Genomic DNA, 18,644 nt, shown 5'->3' with positions numbered 1-18,644 from the left:
AAAAACGATGCGGGGCTGTTGCCACATTTGTGCGAGGACCTTGCTCGGGAAGTGTTATTGAACACCGTCGAGAAGCATTGAAGTTCGTGTTACTCAACAGCCTTACCCATGTCCTCAACGACCTTCTTGGCATCGCCAAAGACCATCATCGTCTTGTCCATGTAGAACAGCTCGTTGTCCAGGCCGGCATAGCCCGCCGCCATGGAGCGCTTGTTCACGATCACCGTCTTGGCCTTGTAGGCTTCGAGAATGGGCATGCCGTAGATCGGGCTGCCCTTGGTGAGCGCCGCCGGGTTCACCACGTCGTTGGCGCCCAGGATGATCGCCACGTCGGCCTGGCCGAACTCGCCGTTGATGTCCTCCATCTCGAACACCTGGTCGTAGGGCACCTCGGCCTCGGCCAGCAGCACGTTCATGTGGCCCGGCATGCGCCCGGCCACCGGGTGGATCGCGTACTTCACGGTGATGCCCTTGTGCGTGAGCTTCTCGGCGAGTTCCTTCACCGCATGCTGGGCGCGCGCCACCGCCAGGCCGTAGCCCGGCACGATCACCACCGTCTCGGCATTGCCCAGCACGAAGGCCGCGTCGTCGGCGCTGCCGCTCTTGACCGGCCGCTGCTCCTTGGCGCCGCCGGCCGCGCTGACCGCCTCGCCGCCGAAGCCGCCCAGGATCACGTTGAAGAACGAGCGGTTCATGGCCTTGCACATGATGTAGCTCAGGATCGCGCCCGACGAGCCCACCAGCGAGCCGGCCACGATCAGCATCGCGTTGTTCAAGGAGAAGCCGATGCCCGCGGCCGCCCAGCCCGAGTAGCTGTTGAGCATCGACACCACCACCGGCATGTCGGCGCCGCCGATCGGGATGATGATGAGCACGCCCATCACGAAGGCCAGCGCCAGCATCGCGAAGAAGGCCGGCCAGCTTTCGGTGGCCATGAACACCAGCCCCAGGCCGATCATCGCCAGGCCGAGCACGAGGTTCAGCATGTGCTGGCCCTTGAACTGCACCGGCGCACCCTGGAACAGCCGGAACTTGTAGGTGCCCGACAGCTTGCCGAAGGCGATCACCGAGCCGCTGAAGGTGATGGCGCCGATGGCCGCGCCCAGGAACAGCTCGAGCCGGTTGCCGGCGGGAATGGGCGCGCCCTTGGCGATGCCCTCGAGCATGGCCGCGGGTTCGACCACGGCCGCCACCGCGATGAACACCGCCGCCAGGCCGATCATGCTGTGGAAGAAGGCCACCAGCTCGGGCATCTTGGTCATCTCGACCGTCTTGGCGCGGTAGGCGCCGTAGCCGCCGCCGGCCACCAGCCCCAGCAGCACCCAGGCCAGGCCCGTGAGCTGGCCGCCGGCCAGCTTGTAGATCAGCGCACCGGTGGTGACCACCGCGATGGCCATGCCGGCCATGCCGAAGAGGTTGCCGCGGATCGAGGTGGTGGGGTGGCTCAGGCCCTTCAGGGCCTGGATGAAGCAGACGCTGGCAACCAGGTACAGCAGCGTGACGACGTTCATGCTCATTGCGAGGCTCCCGCTTCGGCCTTGGGTGCGGCCTTCTTCTCTTTCTTCTTGAACATCTCGAGCATGCGCCGCGTGACCAGGAAGCCGCCGAAGATGTTCACCGCCGCCAGCGCCACCGCGAGCACGCCCATGGTCTTGCCCAGCGGGGTTTCGGTGAGCGCGGCCGCCAGCATGGCGCCCACGACCACGATGGCCGAGATCGCGTTGGTCACGGCCATCAGCGGCGTGTGCAGCGCGGGCGTGACGGTCCACACCACGTGGTAGCCCACGTAGATGGCCAGCACGAAGATGATGAGATTGATGACGGTGTGGGAAACGGGATCCATGGATTCTTCTCCTCGCGGGGGTGCCGGGGTGGCTTATTTCTTCGTGACCTGGCCGTCGTGCGCGACGCGGCAGGCGGCGACGATGTCGTCTTCGAGGTCGATCTTCAGGCCGCCCTCCTTGGTGACGATCAGCTTGAGGAAGTCGAGCACGTTGCGCGCATAAAGCGCCGACGCATCGGCCGCCACCAGCGCCGGCAGGTTGGTCTCGCCGACGATGGTCACGCCGTGCTTGATCACCGTCTTGTCGGCTTCCGACAGCGGGCAGTTGCCGCCCGTCATCTCTCCGTTCACGCCCGCGCCCTTGCCGGCCGCGATGTCGACGATCACCGAGCCCGGCTTCATGGCCTTGACCATGTCCTCGGTGATGAGGGTGGGCGCGGCGCGTCCGGGAATGAGCGCGGTGCTGATGACGATGTCGGCCAGCGCCACGCGCTTGGCCACCTCGACCTGCTGGCGCGCGAGCCAACTGGGGGGCATGGGCTTGGCGTAGCCGCCGACGCCGACCGCGGCTTCCTTTTCTTCGTCGGTGTCGTAGGACACCTCGATGAACTTGCCGCCGAGCGACTCGATCTGCTCCTTGACGCTCGGTCGCACGTCGGAAGCCTCGATGACGGCCCCCAGGCGCTTGGCGGTGGCAATGGCCTGCAGGCCCGCTACGCCGACGCCCAGGATGACCACGCGCGCGGCCTTCACGGTGCCGGCGGCGGTCATGAGCATCGGGAAGAAGCGCTGGTACTTGTCGGCCGCGATGATCACGGCCTTGTAGCCCGCGATGTTGGCCTGCGAGGAGAGCACGTCCATGCTCTGGGCGCGGGTGGTGCGCGGTGCGGCTTCGAGCGCGAAGGCGGTGAGGCCGGCCGTGGCCAGGCGCTGCAGGCCGGCCGCATCGAAGGGGTTGAGCATGCCGATGACCACGGTGCCGGGCTTCATGAGCGCGGTTTCGGCATCGGTGGGGGTGCGCACCTTGAGCACCATGTCGGCCGCGAAGGCGGCGTTCATGTTGACGACCTCGGCACCGGCGGCCTCGTAGGCGGCATCGGTGACGCTGGCTGCAATGCCGGCCCCGGACTGCACGCGCACGGTGTGCCCGGAGGCGACAAGTTTCTTCACCGTCTCGGGTGTCACGGCCACACGGGTTTCGCCGGCCGTCGTCTCTGTGGGGACACCTAACTTCATGATGCGTTCTGACTACTGGTAAAGGCTCGCTTAGAGTGACAGAACGCCAAACGCGCTCGATCAACGGACCATCTTTTGAGCGCCACGGATCAAAGGATGGGAACATGAGCCAGCGAAACGAGCGCGCCCCGCGCTCCGGGGAAGCGTCATGTGAGATAGCGGCGGCAAGGGCAGCAAAATCTAAGCTCAGCGTCCCGCGCTTCCTGAGTCTCAAGTAGGGTTTTGCGCGCGGCTATAGCGTGACGACAACCTTGCCAAAGTGCGATCCACTTTGCATGTGCTTGAACGCGGCGACCGCGTCGGAGATGTCTCTGGTGCTGTCGATGACCGGTCGGATGTTGTTCGCAGCAATCGCCCTGTTCATAGCCTCGAAGCGCGCTCGCGAACCGACTGCGATTCCTTGCACCCGCACAACAGGGCCGATGAGTTGTCGTAGCTGGATGGTTGCGTTGTAGCCAGCTACAAAGCCCACCACCGCTACGAACCCGCCAAATGCAGTGGCGGTTAGTGATTGCGACAGGGTCGCGCCGCCCGTCTCAACGATGAGATCGGCACCTCTCCCGCCGGTGATCTCTTTCACCGCATGTTCCCACTCGGGAGTCGTCCTGTAGTTGATCCCGATATCAGCGCCAAGCAGTTTCATCTTCTCAAGCTTTGCATCGCTAGACGATGTCGCGATGACGGTCGCACCTGCAGCCTTGGCAAATTGAAGCGCGAACAAGGCAACGCCTCCGCTTCCCTGAACGAGAACGGTGTCGCCCGACTTCACATTGCCTTCGGCAAGTGCGGACCATGCGGTCAAGCCGGCTATGGGCAAGGTCGATGCCTCTTGGTCGGAAAGCAGGTCAGGAGCCCTGACCGCGTCGTCTGCCGGAACCACGATGTAGGTCTGCAGCACACCGTCCAGGGGCGCACCCAAAGTGCGAGAAGATCGCTGTTGCGGAGTGGGTAACCCGTCGTGCCACCCCTGGGTGTAGATCGGCGTCACCCGGTCCCCCACGGCGAACCGGTTGACCTCCTCACCAATCGCCACGACCGTGCCGCAGGCGTCCGACGCAGGCACGAAAGGCAGCGGCAAATTGGGAATGTAGGTTCCCGTCAGCACCGCCAGATCACGATAGTTGAGACTGACAGCGCGAACGCGGATCAGGATCTCGCCGCGCCTAGGTTGGGGCACAGGTCTCTCGGCCAGTTCAAGGGCGTCGAGCGAGAACCCTTTGGCTAGGAGAGCCGTCATGGTCGAAGGGATGCTGGTCATTGGTTATTCCAAGGCAATTACGAAGATGGAGAAATGAGGACGAAGTGCGGGATTCGAGCTCATCGGAGCCGCAGAGTCGATGCGCCTTCGCCATGAGGCTAGGCTGACGTTGCGTCAGGCGAACGAGATATCACCAGCGGAGGCATCCCCCCGCCACATCAATCAGCCCCAGATTTGGTGGTACTCGTGACTGAGAATGGGATAGATGCGCTCGGTGAAATTCGGCAGGTCGGCGAGCAGCGTCTTTCCTTCTGGGCTCGCCAACGAAGCCACGAGCGCCGCTTCGGAGTCGAACCACAGTTCCGAAAAGCCGTCATAGCCGAATTCCGGAAAGCGTTCACGATCAACGAGATTCACCGAATACCGACGCATGTTGGGTAGCTTCTTGCACAGTTCGGCATGAACGTGGAACCAGTGCTGAACAAATTCTTCGTGTGACATGCTTGCCTTCTTGACTACGAGTCCGAGGCGTTTGACACAGTTGGGTTGCATTGAAAACTCCGGTGCTTGCCGATGTAGGGCATGCGAAAAATAGAACTGAGAGGACGCTCTGCAATCAGCGAATCACAAGACGTCAGCCCTCCGGTTCATGCCTACTTGCTCGATGCGTCACTCGAGGTCGGAATACTAGGCACAGCGGACGAATCCGAACATCAGTTTCTGGACAACAGAGACTTTCGGAATATCGAACTCAGTAGAAACCCTGCCCCGCTTGGTCGCAAGTTTTGGCGTGCCGATGCGTCCGGAGCCAACTCTCCTCCACACTTGCGCTCACCAAGGCAGTCGACAAAGTGGATGAGGTTGTGCACCGACCACAAACCGCGGTGGCCAATGGGACTTGGTGCCCCGCCCCCCTCCGCAGACCGCGGCAAGGTCCCAACGGCGTCAGGGTTTGCGTTGCCTCGACAGGCACGCTACTAGCTCGTCGCGATAAAAATTCGGCTCCCGCACCTTGCGCAGGCCCACGTTCAGCTCACGATGGGCCCAAGGCTCGGCTAAGGTAATCAACTTCACCCGGTCTTCGGCATCGTCGGATACCGCAGAGCGTGGCACAAGGCCGATTCCGGCACCACTGCCGACAAGCTTGCAAATGGCTTCGTAGCCTGCCAATTGAACGCGGAGATCCAATCTGCCACCGATGTCTCCGGCGTGTCGGACGAGAAATGTATGCAGTGCAGCGCCTTGCAAAAGGCTGATGAAGGGAAACTCAAGGCATTCGGAAAAGCGAACCGCGCGTTTCCTGCTTAGCGCGTGGCCGCGCGGAACTGCAAGGACGAGTTCGTCCACTCGATAGGGAAGGTACTCAAGAAGGGGGTGCTTCTCCTCCACGGCCATCACCCCCACGTCGGCCCTTCCCTCAACCAACGCCGCCACGATAGTCCCACTGTTTCTCTCTTCCAAGCTCACCCGCACCGAAGGATGCTCGTTGAAAAAATGGGCCAGATCATCTGGCAAGAATGAGTTAATGGCGTTGGTGTTCGCGAAGAGGATCACGCGCCCCGTGACACCCTGCGCAAACGGCGACAGGTCTGCGTGCATCTGCTCCAATTGCGCAAGCAGACGCCGTGCGTGCTCTGCCAGGACTACGCCGGCTGGCGTGGAACTGACACCTCTTGCGTTGCGCTGCAGCAGTCGCGTGCCCACCGCCTCCTCAAGCGTCCGGATTCGGGCGCTGACTGAGGATGGGGCCAAGTTGCAGCGAACCGCCCCGCGGGACAAATTTCCCTCATCCAGTACGGCCAAGAATACCCGTAGATCGACGAGGTCGTAGTGCATGCAGGCATTTTGCCACCCAGCGTTCGGCTGTGCCGAATGCTCGTTTCGGTAGATGTCGCTTGGGGCTTGAGGAGGTGGGCACTAGAGTGGAACCATGAAGATCAATCGAATCGAAGTGTTTGCACTCCGAGCACCTCCTCAGGAGCGCCCTCATTGGACCAGCCACTTCATCGTGCCTACCGCCAATGAGATTCTGGTAAGGCTCTATACCGATGAGGGAATCGATGGCTTCGGCCTCGCCACCAGCTACACCCCCATCGACCATGCGATCAAGGCCTTCAAAACGGGGATCGCCGATCAGATCCTTGGCGAGGACGCGCTGGCCCCGGAGCGGCTGTATCAAAAGATTTTTCGACTGACGACAAGCAAGACCGCCAACGAGAAGGGATGGTCTCGCGAGGCGCTGGTCCGCATCAGCGCGGCCGTGGATATCGCCTGTTGGGACATCGTGGGCAAAGCCGCGAAGATGCCCTTGTTCCGGATTTTTGGTGGATACCGCGATGAAGTTCCCGCATACGTGACCTGTGGCTACTACCGGGATGGCAAGGATAACCAAGAACTGCGCGACGAAGTCTTGATGCTCAAGGAGCAGGGCCACACGGGCTTCAAGGTAAAGGCCGGTGGCCTGCCTCTGGGCGAAGACATCGAACGCATGGCTGTGATGCGACAGGCGATCGGTTCTGAAGCGCTTTTCATGGTCGACCCGAATCGTGCCTGGGATTTGGCAACGGCGATCGAAGGCGCCAGGTTGCTGGAGCCCTTGAATCCTCGATGGCTTGAAGAGCCAATTCGATGGGAGGATGACCGCAGGGGTCTTAAGTTGCTGGCTCAGAAGACTCGAATCCCGTTGTCTGGCGGAGAAAGCGAGGTCACCAGCTATGGCTGTCGCGCCATGCTGGAAGAACACGCAATCCAAATTCTGCAGTTCGACTGCACCATGATGGGTGGGTTCACCGAAGGCAGAAAGCTGGCAGGCCTGTGTGAGCTGAATCACGTGCAGGTAGCGCCTCACCATGATTGCTTTATTCACGCGCATATCGTCGCGGCCAGTCCCGCTGGCTACATCGTGGAGGCTTTCACCGATCCCGAACGCGACCCTCTACAGGCTGAGCTGTTCGAAGACGCGCCGAAAATTGTCAACGGCCGCCTCAAGCTCAAAGAGCAGCCTGGGCTGGGCCTCACCTTGTCGGAAAGCGCAATTCGGAAATTCGGCGAGCGGGTGATGTGATGGGCGCTTGCTTCGCAATCCATCCAATGCCGACCGTATTGGATGCTCGAACGGTCGATCAACTAAGTCGTTACGAGGCCTCCCAGCTGGCAGATTGCGTGGGAAAGCCGCAGGCAGCGGGGTCACATCTAGTTGGGCGACACGACGGAACACGGCTCGTCGGATGCGCGCTCACGGTCCGAACAAAGTCGGGGGACCACCTGATGGTTCAGAAGGCAATCGACCTGGCACGCCCGGGCGATGTCATCGTGGTCGATGGTGGAGGGTTCACTGAACAAGCCCTCGTTGGCGAGATCATGGTCACGCTGGCCACAAAGAGGGGTATCGCGGGCTTTGTGATCGATGGTGCAGTCCGGGATCTGCGGTTCCTGCGAGACCAATCATTGCCCGTCTACTCAACTGCCGTGTGTCTTCGCGGGCCCAGCCGCATTGGACCTGGTGAGATCAACGTATGCATCTCTGTCGCCGGTATGCAGGTGCGAGCCGGAGACATCGTCGTCGCAGATGCCGATGGGGTGGTAGCCATACCCCGGAACGACGTCCCCGCCGTTCTGCAGGCAGCCGAGGCGCTGAGCCGCAAGGAATCCGCGACGTTGCTAGCCGTCCAAAACGGTGATGTTGACCGCGAATGGATCGATGCAGCCTTGCACGCAGGGGGCTGCCACTTCATCTCCGGCAGCTGAATGGATCTGTCCGCAAGTGAAAATTGAAGGAGACCAAAATGAAGAGACTGTTGCAAACGATCGCCCTGGTGTGCATTGTTGGGGCACCCCTCACAGCCCTGGCGCAGTCAGCCCAGCCATACCCAAGCCGGCCGATCAAGATCGTCGTTCCGTTCCCACCTGGCGGGACCACAGACATCCTCGCGCGCATCGTTGGACAGCAGATGTCGACCGCGTGGGGTCAACCTGTCCTGATTGAGAACAAGGCCGGGGGAGGCGCGACGATCGGTGCTGACATGGTCGCCAAGTCGCCGGCGGATGGTTATACCCTGCTGATGGGCGCTGCACATCACACGATCGCACAGAACGTATATACAAAGCTACCGTATCACTTCGGTAGAGATTTCGCCCCCATTAGCGTGATCGCGATGGTTCCGAATGTGGTCGTCGTTAACGCCAACGTCCCTGCTCAGACAATTCAAGAGTTTGTTGCATTGGCAAAGTCGCAACCGGGCAAGTTGAACTATGGAACAGCCGGTGCCGGGACCGCACATCACATGCTGGGTGAGATGTTCAAACTGAAGACAGATGTTGATCTGGTTCACGTGCCCTACAAGGGAAGTGCACCGGCAGTGGCTGATCTCGTCGGGGGTCAGATTCAGGTGATGTTCGATACCGTCACCTCGGCGCTGCCTCAGATCAAAGCCGGAAAGACCCGTGCGCTGGCGGTGACCACTTCAGAACGATCCACCGCATTGAAAAATGTTCCCGCGCTAGCCGAAACGGTCATTCCGGGTTTCAACGCCGGGACTTGGTTTGGGCTCTTGGCTCCTTCCGGTACTCCGCCTGCAATCATTCAGAAGATCACCGAAGAGATCCAAAGAACGGTGAGATCTCCCGGTGTGCGTAAACAGTTGCTCGAGATGGGCGCCGAACCGGTTGGCGGCTCGTCGGAGGAGATGAATTTCCAGATCCAATCTGAACTCGCTACCTATGGCGCGGTGGCCAAGCAGATCAAGCTGCATGTTGAATAGCCTGAACCCATCCGCATCGAAGCCTAGCGGGCATCAACCGTGCGAAGCACGCATTCCGCATCGCTGCCTAGAACGGGACATGCGGAAGGACTATCGGCCAATGCAAATTCAAGGTCGTCGCCTTCCCAGAACAGCTCACCTTCGCTGCGTAGCTCGAAGCCCTCACGTACACACACGCGACCTTAGTTCGACCCGAAATTTATGCTTCCCGACATAGATTCGCTCGCCCTCTTCGTCAAAGCGGCTGAACTTCGCAGCTTGACGCGAGCGGCGGAGTCCTCGCACATGGGGTTGGCCGCGGCCAGTCGCCGGATCTCCCTGCTGGAGCATCGTCTCAAGTGCTCATTGTTCGAACGCTCACCAAAGGGTGTCGAGCTGACCCCCGCAGGCGCGACTCTGTTGGGTCACGCGAAGGCGATGCTTCTCCAACTGAACCAGATGCAGGCAGATATGGATGACCATGGAGCTGGGCGGCGGGGTCACCTCCGGGTATGGGCGAACACTTCGACAATGACGGAGTTTGTGCCTGGCGATCTTGCGCGATTCGCGAAGCTCAATCCGGATGTGCTGTTGATCCTGGAAGAGCGCTGGAGCGCTCAAATCGTTGCCGCGCTCTTGGCTGGTGAAGCAGACGTTGGCATCATCGTGGAAGGGGTGGCAACTGACGGTCTCGAAGTCTTCCCCTATCGCACCGATCGGCTAGCGGTGATCGTTCCGCAGGATCACCCGCTTGCCTCGAACGAAGCAGTAGATTTCGTCGACGTGCTCGACTACGACCTGATTGCGCTCGAAAGCGGGTCATCCATGATGCGCTTGCTCGCTGAGCAGGCGGTTCACTTTGAGAAAGGGTTGCGACTGCGCGTGCAAGTGCGGGGCTTCGAGGTTGTCTGCCGCGTAGTTCAGTCAGGATTGGGTGTAGGCCTGCTTCCGTATCAGGCAGCGAGTGTCATGAGCCAAAGCATGGGTTTGACGGTCCGCCCACTCACTGATGAATGGGCGGTCCGGCAAATGCTGACTTGCATCAAAAAGGACCGTCCGCGCTCGAGTTCCCTCGCGCGGCTGCTGGAGGTGCTTACCGATGCGAAGGTTTCGGCCGACCTAGCGAACACGCGGCAAGCGCCGAGCACTGCCCAGGATTCGCTCGGCCCTCAGAATGACGGGGCGGTCCACCATCTTTCCGTCGATCGCGATCGCTGCGCCATGTGACTTTGCGATGGCCTGAACAACCTCTTCAGCCCATTTGATGTCAGCGGCACTGGGCGCGAAGCACCGGTTCACTTCATCCAGCTGCGAGGGGTGGATACACAGCTTGCCTCCAAAGCCGATCCGCTTTGACCGCGCCGCGTCGGCGCTCAAGACCGCGACGTCGCCGATTGCGGGCGTGACGCCATCCAAGGGCGCCTGTATGCCCGCGAGACGCGACTCGAGGACCAGCCGTGAACGAAAGTATAGAAGTGCGTCGTCATCCCCGGTGAGACCCATGTCGACCTGAAAGTCCAACGTACCGAACGCCAGGCGTTCGACACAACGGGTCGTTGCTAGCAAGCTCGCTCGCTGAAAACCTACAGCGGTCTCGACGATCGGCAGAAGCCGCTTGCCATGAGTCGCGCAAGCCGAGACGAGTCCCGAATCCAGAACTTCAGCCTTTGGCACCATCAGCCCCAGGACGCCGGGATTCGTCAGAAGTTCCAAATCGTCCTCGTACCAGGCGGTCTCCACAGCGTTGATCCGCACGAAGACAGGTCTCGAAGGAATGAGCCAAGCACTGACGGCAGCGCGCGCGTGAACCTTGCGTTCGACACCGACGGCATCCTCGAGATCGAGGATAACCTCGTCGGCCGCGCTTGCCCAAGCCTTGTCAAAGCGATCAGGACGGTCGCCGGGCACAAAAAGGAAAGAGCGGGCCGCTGCGGCAGGTGGTGCGGTGGTTGGCGATAGTCTTGTTGTCATCGCCGGATGATTTCATGACGCGCACTGGCGCGGAATTCCACTTTCGCGAAGACCGGCTTCGAATTCTGCAAGCACGGGTTACTCCGAACCTCGATTCTTGGCAAGTCCCGCTTGCCCAAATCCCGATGGCCGAGCGTCCGCCCCCTTCGCAGAATGCGATCACCAAGCGGTGCACGCTGCGCGCCGCTTGTATCGACGAAAGGCTCTTCAGCATGACGCGTCCCCTGGATGGAATAACCGTTATCTCGCTAGAACACGCAATCGCTGCGCCCTATTGCACGCGGCAATTGGCAGACCTCGGCGCCCGTGTGATCAAGATCGAGCGCCCTGGCGTCGGCGATTTCGCACGTGCTTATGACCAGCGCGTTGATGGAGAAGCTTCACATTTCGTTTGGGTGAATCGGTCCAAGGAGAGCTTGACACTCGATCTGAAGCAACCAACAGCGCTCGCGATCCTTCTGGAGCTCATCGCCGGCGCCGACGTTCTGATTCAGAACCTTGCGCCAGGGGCTGCCGCACGAATGGGACTCGGCGGTGAAGCTCTGCAGGCGCGGCATCCGGCGCTTATCGTCTGCGACATTTCGGGCTATGGGGCAGACGGCCCCTACAGGGACAAGAAGGCATATGACTTGTTGATCCAGAGTGAGGCGGGGTTTCTCTCGGTCACTGGAACGCCGGAAGCACCCTGCAAATCTGGGAACTCGATCGCGGATATTGCCGCAGGCATGTACGCCTACACCGCGATCCTCGCCGCTCTCCTGCAGCGCGGCAAAACAGGGAAGGGATCGCATATTGACGTATCAATGCTGGAATCCCTGGCCGAATGGATGGGGTTCCCGATGTACTACGCATACGACGGAGCCACCCCTCCCCCACGGAGCGCGGCCTCTCACGCCACTATCTATCCATACGGCCCGTTTCCCGTTGGGGATGGCGGCACGGTGATGCTTGGCCTCCAGAACGAGCGCGAGTGGCGGGTGTTCTGCGAACGGGTGCTTTTGTCAACCGCCCTCGCGAGCGATGCTCGCTTCGACGCAAATGCAAAGCGAAATAGCAACCGCGAGACGCTCCGGTCGATGATCGTGGAGGTCTTTAGCGCTTTGAACACTTCGGAGGTCCTCGAGCGCCTCGATGCCGCACAAATCGCCAACGCGCGCATGAACGACATGGCCGGCTTGTGGGCTCACCCGCAACTCGCAGCTCGCGATCGTTGGCGTGACGTTGGCTCACCCGCAGGTCCGATACCTGCCTTGCTGCCACCCGGCAGGCAAAGTGCTTTTGAGTACTGCATGGGCGCGGTGCCCGCGATTGGAGAGCACACGGAGGCGATATTGAAGTCACTTGGTCGAAGCGCCAATGACATCGCAGCGCTGCGTGTCGCAGAAGCAATCTAAGTGGCCTCACGAGTTCCGCCACCAACTGCGTCCTCGGCACCTTCTCCACGCGACCGCGTTCCACTGCGCAAGAATTTTCAGATGGGTCACCCCGGGCGTACCAGTCCAACACAGGGATTCCGATGGACGAACGACAATTAAAATACTTTCTGGTGACCTCGGAGATGGGATCGGTAACCAGTGCGGCGGACAAGCTCGATATTGCTCAGCCCTCCCTAAGCCAGATGCTGCTGCGACTGGAAGAGGAGCTTGGCACAAAGCTGTTCATGCGAACGTCGCGTGGCGTGGTCATGACAGAGACAGGTCAAGTGTTCCGCGAACATGCCTTGAAAATTCTCTCAGACATGCGGCGCGTCCGTGACGAGATCAGGCTTGAGGACACCTTTGAGCGCTGCGAGGTGACGGTTGGGCTTCCGAGTTCATTGGCCACCCTCATCGGATCACGTCTCGTGAGTGAGTTTCAGAGAGTTGCTCCGGGAGCCAAGCTGACGCTCGTGGAAGCAATGTCTGGGCACATCCGTGAATGGTTGACTCGGGGCGAGCTCGATGTAGGAGCGCTCTATAGCGCGCAGGATTGCTGTCATCTCTCTTTGCAGCAGATAGCTGTAGAGGAGCTGTTTCTCGTTGGAGAGTCCGGTGCCTTTGGTGATGTTGACAACGACGGTCTGGCAATTGATTCCATCGATATTCTCGAGCTGAATCGCTTTCCTTTGATACTTCCAACAGCCCATCATGGGTTAAGACGGCTCGTGGATCAAAAGATCAAGCGTCTGGAAGGAAAAATCAACGTTCGCTTCGAGATCGACTCCCTGACACTGATTAAATCACTCGTCCGGGATGGACATGGGTATTCCATGTTGGCCCACGCCGCCATTTCTGAAGAGCTCAAGCGAGGGCAAATGTCGGCGGCGCGGATTGTGAAGCCGATTTTTCGGAGGGGGGTGTTTGTGGCAAGAAACCCCTTGCAGGTCGTGACAAGGGCATCTGTGAAGATGGCGGAGGCTATAACCAACGTTTCCTGGAAGCTCATTCAGGACGGTGAATGGCTGGCCACTCGGGTCAAACCCCCAGCATCTGAGCCATTTATCCAGGAGACAGAGCCTGCCCGGCTCTAGTCGGCTGATGCTCAAGCGCTCCGGGGAAAGAACCAAAGGCGACACGCTCTGTGGAGGTCCTTGGGGCACTCGCTGCTAACGAGCGCAGTGTCGATCCGTGCTTCGCCCGTAAGCGGCCGGGGAAGACATCTTGCTATGGCTAGCCGCCCGTGTCATGCACCGAAGCAGGTTGGTGACCCCGGAACTGTTTTGGCCTACGATATGTTTTTAATAACATATTGAGCCCGATGCCTGCCCTGTCTCGCCCGGGTCAAGCTCGGAGCAGAGCCTGCAGATGCACCACCTCCTTGGCGATCGCCTTGAGCGCGAGGCGTTCCATCTTCCGATAGCACGCCAGCACATCCTTGCCTGCTGGCGTCAGGCTGGCGCCGCCGCCGGTCGCGCCACCGCGTGTCACCGCGACCAAGGGCTCCAGGAAGTCTTCATTCATGCTGCCCACCAACGCCCACGCCGTCCGATAGCTCATTCCCATCGCATTTCCGGCCTGGCTGATGGAGCCCAGCTCCGCGATGCGCTCCAGCAAGTCAGCCTTGCCCGGTCCGATGGCCACGCCATGAGCGATCTGAAGGCGGATGTTCGGCTCAGGGGTAACACGGCGTTTTGGCATGTTCGTATGCAGAAGGCGCACCCGTGAGCGAGTTTCAGGTTGCTCAGGTTGTCGTGGTGCGCGGAAGTGGCGATGTGGGCTCGGCGGTCGCTCATGCACTGTACATGCGGGGTGCCAGGGTCATTGTTCACGACGACCCTGCGCCCGCACACCTGCGCCGCAGAATGTCTTTTGCCGATGCGCTGTTCGACGGCCGCTCGACCTTGGATGGCGTCGTGGCGCGGCACGCCCACGATCTCGAAGCGCTGCATGCCATCGAAGCGGTCGACGAGCAGTTGCCCGTGTGCGATGCGCCGCTCGACGCCCTGCTGGCCAAGTACAAGCCCGACGTGTTGATCGACGCCCGGATGCGCAAACGGGCCCTCATCGAGGACCAGCGGCCGCTGGCCCCTGTCGTGATTGGCCTGGGCCCTGGATTCGATACCCATGCCAACTGCAACATCGCCATCGAGACGGCGTGGGGCGACGACCTGGGGAAGGTGGTGCGTGATGGGCCAACCAGGGATCTGAGCGGTGAGCCGCGCCCCCTGGGAGGTGTCGGCCGCGAACGCTTCATCTACGCGCCGCAAGGGGGCCACTGGCGCACACGCTTGGCGATCGGTTCCCCCGTCGACCAAGGACAGGAGGTCGGCCGTCTGAACGACCTGCCGATCGCCGCACCGCTGAGCGGCGTGCTCCGTGGACTCTGCCATGACGGCGTGACTGTTTCCGCGCGCCAGAAACTCGTCGAAGTGGATCCACGCGCGAACACCCAGGTCACCAGCCTGGGCGAGCGACCGCGCGCCATTGCCGAAGGCGTATTGACGGCGATCGACCTGCAGGCTGATGCTCAACTGAAGTTCTTTGCCTTCGAGCGAAGCTTCGAAGCCGCGCTCGACTGCATGCCCATGAGCGTCCGCTTCAAGATGGACCTGTGTGGGCTGAAGTTGTCGCTGACGCAGTGGCGAACCTTGTCGGCCGAGGCACGGCGGACTGTTCTCGATGCAAGGTGCGTCGATCAAGTCGACGTGCGGCGCCTGCGAAGGTTCATCGAACTCACGATCAAGGAGTCGGGCGGCGTTTGTCCGAACGCCGCCCCGATCGATGACTCAGCCTGGCGGCACGACATGCCGGTGCCCGAACCGGTACGCGCAGCGTTGCGCTCGGTTGGCGTTGCGCAGGTCCCCGAGACGGCCTGGGCGGGCCTGAACGACCTGCAGCGGTTCGCACTTTGCAAGCTTGCTTCCAGGGGAAGTACGCGGAATCTGGTGCCGGCGCTTCAGGAGTTCGGCCTGCTGCGCTCGCCTCCATGAGCGTGCTCCGCCCCGCTCGAGTCAGGCACCTGGGGCACTCGGCGGAACCTAGAGTCGATCAGCCTCATTCACTTCGGTTTCCCGCCCCATGTGACATTCGAGGTAGATGCCACTGACTCGCCGCGGCGAACCCGCGGACTGGAACGATGGGCTGGTGGAATGCTGTAATTCGGAGGATCAAGTTGCCTCCAAGGTGCCTCATTTGAAGACCGTCCTGCTGTTCGTCATCACCGCGCTTGCCGAGATTGTTGGCTGCTACTTGCCATACCTGTGGCTGAACAAGGGAGGGTCGGCCTGGCTGCTCGTACCGGCCGCGTTCTCTCTCGGTCTCTTCGCGTGGCTGCTCACGTTGCACCCTGCGGCCGCCGGCCGTGTCTACGCGGCGTATGGAGGCGTGTACATCGCCGTGGCGTTGGCTTGGCTGTGGGGCGTGGACGGCGTTCGGCCCAGCACGTGGGATGTGGCCGGCGTCGCCGTGAGCCTGGCCGGCATGGCGCTCATCGCCTTTCAGCCGCGGACGGCCTAACCGCAGCAGCCCGCTGGCTTGGCCGTGCGCGAATCGCGCAGACTCAAGTCCTTCAAGATGGTGCACTTGGGTGCCGGACCGCCGACGCACTCGTCGGAACAGGACCGCACGAACTTGGCGAGGCTACGCTCCAGGTTCTGCAGTTCCTTGAGTTTGACCCGCACGGTGTCCAGATGCGCCTGTGCGAGGTCGCGCGCCTCGACGCAGTCGCGCTCGTCGCTCGTGGACAACACCACCAGCGCGCGCGTCTCTTCGATGGAGAAGCCGAAGTCTCGGCAATGACGGATCAGCGTCAGCACCTCCTGCACCTTCTCGTCATACACGCGGTGGCCGCTCGGGCGCCGCGTGGCCGGGGGGATCAATCCCACCTCTTCGTAGTACCGCAGCGCCGACACCGCGAAGCCGGTGCGCTCGGCCAGTGCTCCGATGCTCAATGGCCGCTCAATCTGTACGGGATTCATGTCCTGATCCTTGCATCTCAAGTTACTTGAGGTTCTAGAGTCAGTGTACGGGAATGTTCCCGGCATTGCTTGAGAGGAAGACGATGAAGAAGCCTATCCTGGCCGTACTCGGACTGGCCGGCGCCTGCGCGGCGTGCTGCTCCATTCCTATCGCGCTGACGCTGGTGAGCGGTTTGTCTGCAGCCGGTGTGGCCGGTTGGGTCTTGGGAGACCCGACGGCCCAGATTGCCGTCGCAGGCCTGGCCCTCCTGGCTGGGGTGGGCCTTTGGAGGTGGAGATCGCGTCGCGCGGCTACGAGTTGCGCAGCCGCGCCGACCGCTACAAGCTCCACCGGAGGCTGCGGCTGCGCGACCACTACCAACAAGGCGGCAGGATCATGAGCGGCGAATCGACCCCACCGATTGCCTGCTCGCTGCGGCCAAGCGAATTGAATGCTCGGCAGGAACGGATTGCCAGCCTCGCCCGCCGCAGCCTGCTCCACCAGCGTCAAGATGGGCGAACATTGACAGTTCGCTATGCGCGATCAGCTTCAAGGGAACTGCGGGAGCTCGTGGCGTTGGAGCGAGAGTGCTGCGCGTTCCTGCAGTTTCGGCTGCACGAGGACAGCGATGCCATCGAACTGCAGATCACCGCCCCGCACGAAGCCGAGGCGTCGGCAGCGCTCTTGTTCAGCGCATTCGTCGCCACGCCATCAGGCAATCGTGGATGCAACAGTGCGTGCACCTGTACCGGCCAAGACTGACACCGCTTCACTCGCGCGCCAGCGGTGCGGCAGCAAGGTCTCGAGCGCGCTCATTCGGCAAGTGGGAAGGCGGCTCAGCACATCTCTCAAGTAGAGATAGGGATCATGGCCGTTGAGCCTGGCTGACTGGATCAGGCTCATGACGGCTGCGGCGCGCTGTCCCGCGCGCAGGCTTCCAGCAAACAACCAGTTGCCCCGGCCGACGGCGATCGGACGGATCTGGTTCTCCACCCAATTGTTGTCAGCAGGCAGGCTCCCGTCGTCCAGATAGCGCGTCAGCGTAGCCCAACGTTTCAGGCTGTAGTTCAGTGCTTTGGCTGTCCCTGATCCTTCCGGAACCTTCAGCCGCTGGGCGATCATCCAGGCATGCAGCGCCTCTGCGATCGGCCGGCCTCGCGCTTGCCGGATCCGCTGCCGCTCATCCGAACCCAAGTCCTTTACCTTACGCTCGATCTCGTAGAGCCGAGCGAAGTATTGGATGCCAGCCTCGGCGATCTGGCTCTTGTTGGCCGTGTGCAGCTCGACGATACCCTTGGCCAGCAAGGCCTTGTAGCCCGAGTAGTTATCACACACGAGTGCGCCGCGCCATTCGCCCAGGAATTCCTGCGCGTGCTGTCCGGCCCGGCTGTCGGCGAAGTCGTAGACCACTGCCTTCATGCCTTCGAAGGCGCCGGGTGTGTAGGCCCACAGGTAAGCGCGGTGCGTCTTGCCGGTCCCGGGCTTGAGCATGGCCACGGGGGTCTCGTCGGCGTGCAGCACGCGGTGAGCGAGGATGGCGTCCTTGAGTGCATCGACCAGCGGCTGCAGGCGCACACCGCATGCGCCGACCCAGGCCCCGAGCGTTGAACGGGGAATGGCCAAGCCGGCGCGTCCGAAGATCGCTTCCTGCCGGTAGAGCGGTAGGTGGTCGGCGTACTTGGCCACCATCACCTGCGCCAGGAGGCTGGCCGTGGGGATGCCCTTGTCGATCACGTGGGCGGGCACCGGCGCCTGGATCAGCGTCTGGCACTTCGCGCAGGCCCACTTGCCGCGGACATGCCGCTCGACGGTGAACACGCCGGGAACGTAGTCGAGCTTCTCGGCCACGTCCTCGCCGATGCGCTTGAGCGCGCAGCCGCATGTGCAGGTGGTCGACTCGGGTTCGTGATGGACATCGACGCGCGGCAGGTCTGCCGGTAGCGCCGCACGACGCGGCTGCTGCTTGTTGTCGGTCTTGGGTGGCGGGCGAAGCTGCTTCAGCTCCTCTTCGATGGCAGCTAGGTCGGCATCGAGCGTTTCATCCAGCAGGCTGGCCTGCGCCGCATCGAGCTTCTCGCTGCTCTTGCCGAAGCGCAGGCGCTTGTACTGCGCGAGCTCGTGGGTCAGCTGATCGACCTTGGTGGTCTTGAACGTGACCTCGCGCGTGAGCGTCTCGATCGAGCGATCCTTGGCCTCAAGCTGGCTTTGCTGCTCTGTGCAGTCCTTGATGAGCCGGAGGGTCACCTCGTGCAGTTGCTCTGCACTGAGGCCCTTCAGTTGTTCGGCATCCACCATGAGCACGTAGGGTGCCGCGTGATTGCGCGACTGTCATCGGCGTTTGC

19 protein-coding genes are annotated in these 18,644 nt (G+C 61.6%); 9 read left to right on the top strand and 10 right to left on the bottom strand.

Features of this window, described 5'->3' with window-relative positions:
- Window positions 1-89: 89 nt before the first annotated feature.
- The 6 genes from ACAM58_RS28925 to ACAM58_RS28900 form a co-directional block, all read right to left on the bottom strand.
- Entirely contained in the window at window positions 90-1,517 is a 1,428-nt protein-coding gene (locus tag ACAM58_RS28925; RefSeq protein ID WP_369665031.1) for an NAD(P)(+) transhydrogenase (Re/Si-specific) subunit beta, read from the bottom strand.
- Window positions 1,514-1,843, bottom strand: coding sequence for an NAD(P) transhydrogenase subunit alpha (locus tag ACAM58_RS28920; RefSeq protein WP_012745555.1), 330 nt, complete (start codon window positions 1,841-1,843; stop codon window positions 1,514-1,516). Before ACAM58_RS28920 ends, ACAM58_RS28925 begins: the two co-directional genes overlap by 4 nt.
- A gap of 33 nt (window positions 1,844-1,876) precedes the next feature.
- A complete protein-coding gene (locus ACAM58_RS28915) occupies window positions 1,877-3,019 on the bottom strand; it encodes a Re/Si-specific NAD(P)(+) transhydrogenase subunit alpha (RefSeq protein ID WP_369665030.1) in 1,143 nt (380 codons plus the stop codon).
- A 232-nt stretch (window positions 3,020-3,251) separates the two neighbouring features.
- Entirely contained in the window at window positions 3,252-4,277 is a 1,026-nt protein-coding gene (locus tag ACAM58_RS28910) for an NAD(P)-dependent alcohol dehydrogenase (RefSeq protein ID WP_369665029.1), read from the bottom strand.
- Window positions 4,278-4,439: 162 nt separating this feature from the next.
- The gene (locus tag ACAM58_RS28905) at window positions 4,440-4,769 is read right to left on the bottom strand and encodes an EthD family reductase (protein ID WP_093082028.1); all 330 of its coding nucleotides are present in this window, start codon (window positions 4,767-4,769) and stop codon (window positions 4,440-4,442) included.
- A gap of 393 nt (window positions 4,770-5,162) precedes the next feature.
- Window positions 5,163-6,053, bottom strand: a complete 891-nt coding sequence (locus tag ACAM58_RS28900) for a LysR substrate-binding domain-containing protein (protein WP_093082025.1) — start codon at window positions 6,051-6,053, stop codon at window positions 5,163-5,165.
- 94 nt (window positions 6,054-6,147) lie between these two features.
- On the opposite strand from ACAM58_RS28900, the gene ACAM58_RS28895 reads away from it, so the two are divergent.
- From ACAM58_RS28895 to ACAM58_RS28880, 4 genes are all read left to right on the top strand, one after another.
- Window positions 6,148-7,281, top strand: coding sequence for a mandelate racemase/muconate lactonizing enzyme family protein (locus tag ACAM58_RS28895; RefSeq protein ID WP_369665028.1), 1,134 nt, complete (start codon window positions 6,148-6,150; stop codon window positions 7,279-7,281).
- Window positions 7,281-7,964 (top strand): hypothetical protein, encoded by a 684-nt coding sequence (locus tag ACAM58_RS28890; protein WP_093082020.1) that lies wholly within the window; start codon window positions 7,281-7,283, stop codon window positions 7,962-7,964. The genes ACAM58_RS28895 and ACAM58_RS28890 overlap by 1 nt, the downstream gene beginning before the upstream one ends.
- A 38-nt stretch (window positions 7,965-8,002) precedes the next feature.
- Window positions 8,003-8,977 carry a tripartite tricarboxylate transporter substrate binding protein gene (locus ACAM58_RS28885; RefSeq protein ID WP_093082018.1) on the top strand — a complete coding sequence of 325 codons (975 nt, stop codon included), beginning with the start codon at window positions 8,003-8,005 and terminating at the stop codon, window positions 8,975-8,977.
- A 201-nt stretch (window positions 8,978-9,178) separates the two neighbouring features.
- On the top strand, window positions 9,179-10,183 hold the full coding sequence (locus tag ACAM58_RS28880; protein ID WP_369665027.1) for a LysR family transcriptional regulator: 1,005 nt from the start codon (window positions 9,179-9,181) through the stop codon (window positions 10,181-10,183).
- Here ACAM58_RS28880 and ACAM58_RS28875 read toward each other — a convergent pair.
- Window positions 10,076-10,927 (bottom strand): CoA ester lyase, encoded by an 852-nt coding sequence (locus tag ACAM58_RS28875; protein ID WP_369665026.1) that lies wholly within the window; start codon window positions 10,925-10,927, stop codon window positions 10,076-10,078. The two genes, ACAM58_RS28880 and ACAM58_RS28875, sit on opposite strands and share 108 nt — an antisense overlap.
- Window positions 10,928-11,139: 212 nt before the next feature.
- Between ACAM58_RS28875 and ACAM58_RS28870 the strand changes: the two genes are divergently transcribed.
- On the top strand, window positions 11,140-12,321 hold the full coding sequence (locus ACAM58_RS28870; protein WP_093082033.1) for a CaiB/BaiF CoA-transferase family protein: 1,182 nt from the start codon (window positions 11,140-11,142) through the stop codon (window positions 12,319-12,321).
- A 122-nt stretch (window positions 12,322-12,443) separates the two neighbouring features.
- A complete protein-coding gene (locus ACAM58_RS28865) occupies window positions 12,444-13,436 on the top strand; it encodes a LysR substrate-binding domain-containing protein (RefSeq protein ID WP_093082010.1) in 993 nt (330 codons plus the stop codon).
- Window positions 13,437-13,686: 250 nt separating this feature from the next.
- Here the strand turns inward: ACAM58_RS28865 and ACAM58_RS28860 are convergent, their stop codons facing one another.
- A complete protein-coding gene (locus tag ACAM58_RS28860) occupies window positions 13,687-14,043 on the bottom strand; it encodes a winged helix-turn-helix domain-containing protein (protein ID WP_369665025.1) in 357 nt (118 codons plus the stop codon).
- A 23-nt stretch (window positions 14,044-14,066) separates the two neighbouring features.
- Between ACAM58_RS28860 and ACAM58_RS28855 the strand changes: the two genes are divergently transcribed.
- Window positions 14,067-15,335 carry a nitrate reductase associated protein gene (locus ACAM58_RS28855; protein WP_369665024.1) on the top strand — a complete coding sequence of 423 codons (1,269 nt, stop codon included), beginning with the start codon at window positions 14,067-14,069 and terminating at the stop codon, window positions 15,333-15,335.
- 193 nt (window positions 15,336-15,528) lie between these two features.
- Complete coding sequence (locus ACAM58_RS28850) at window positions 15,529-15,861, top strand: YnfA family protein (protein ID WP_369665105.1); 333 nt, start codon at window positions 15,529-15,531, stop codon at window positions 15,859-15,861.
- Here the strand turns inward: ACAM58_RS28850 and ACAM58_RS28845 are convergent.
- A complete protein-coding gene (locus ACAM58_RS28845) occupies window positions 15,858-16,322 on the bottom strand; it encodes a MerR family transcriptional regulator (RefSeq protein WP_369665023.1) in 465 nt (154 codons plus the stop codon). The genes ACAM58_RS28850 and ACAM58_RS28845 overlap by 4 nt on opposite strands.
- Window positions 16,323-16,587: 265 nt before the next feature.
- On the opposite strand from ACAM58_RS28845, the gene ACAM58_RS28840 reads away from it, so the two are divergent.
- A complete protein-coding gene (locus ACAM58_RS28840; RefSeq protein WP_369665022.1) occupies window positions 16,588-17,064 on the top strand; it encodes a hypothetical protein in 477 nt (158 codons plus the stop codon).
- Here the strand turns inward: ACAM58_RS28840 and ACAM58_RS28835 are convergent.
- Window positions 17,014-18,597 carry an IS66 family transposase gene (locus ACAM58_RS28835; protein ID WP_369665104.1) on the bottom strand — a complete coding sequence of 528 codons (1,584 nt, stop codon included), beginning with the start codon at window positions 18,595-18,597 and terminating at the stop codon, window positions 17,014-17,016. The two genes, ACAM58_RS28840 and ACAM58_RS28835, sit on opposite strands and share 51 nt — an antisense overlap.
- Window positions 18,598-18,644: the final 47 nt, after the last annotated feature.

Origin of the sequence: Variovorax sp. V116 (assembly GCF_041154435.1) — a bacterium.
In the GTDB taxonomy this organism is placed as follows: domain Bacteria; phylum Pseudomonadota; class Gammaproteobacteria; order Burkholderiales; family Burkholderiaceae_C; genus Variovorax; species Variovorax paradoxus.
This window is presented reverse-complemented; position numbering and strand designations above follow the sequence as displayed.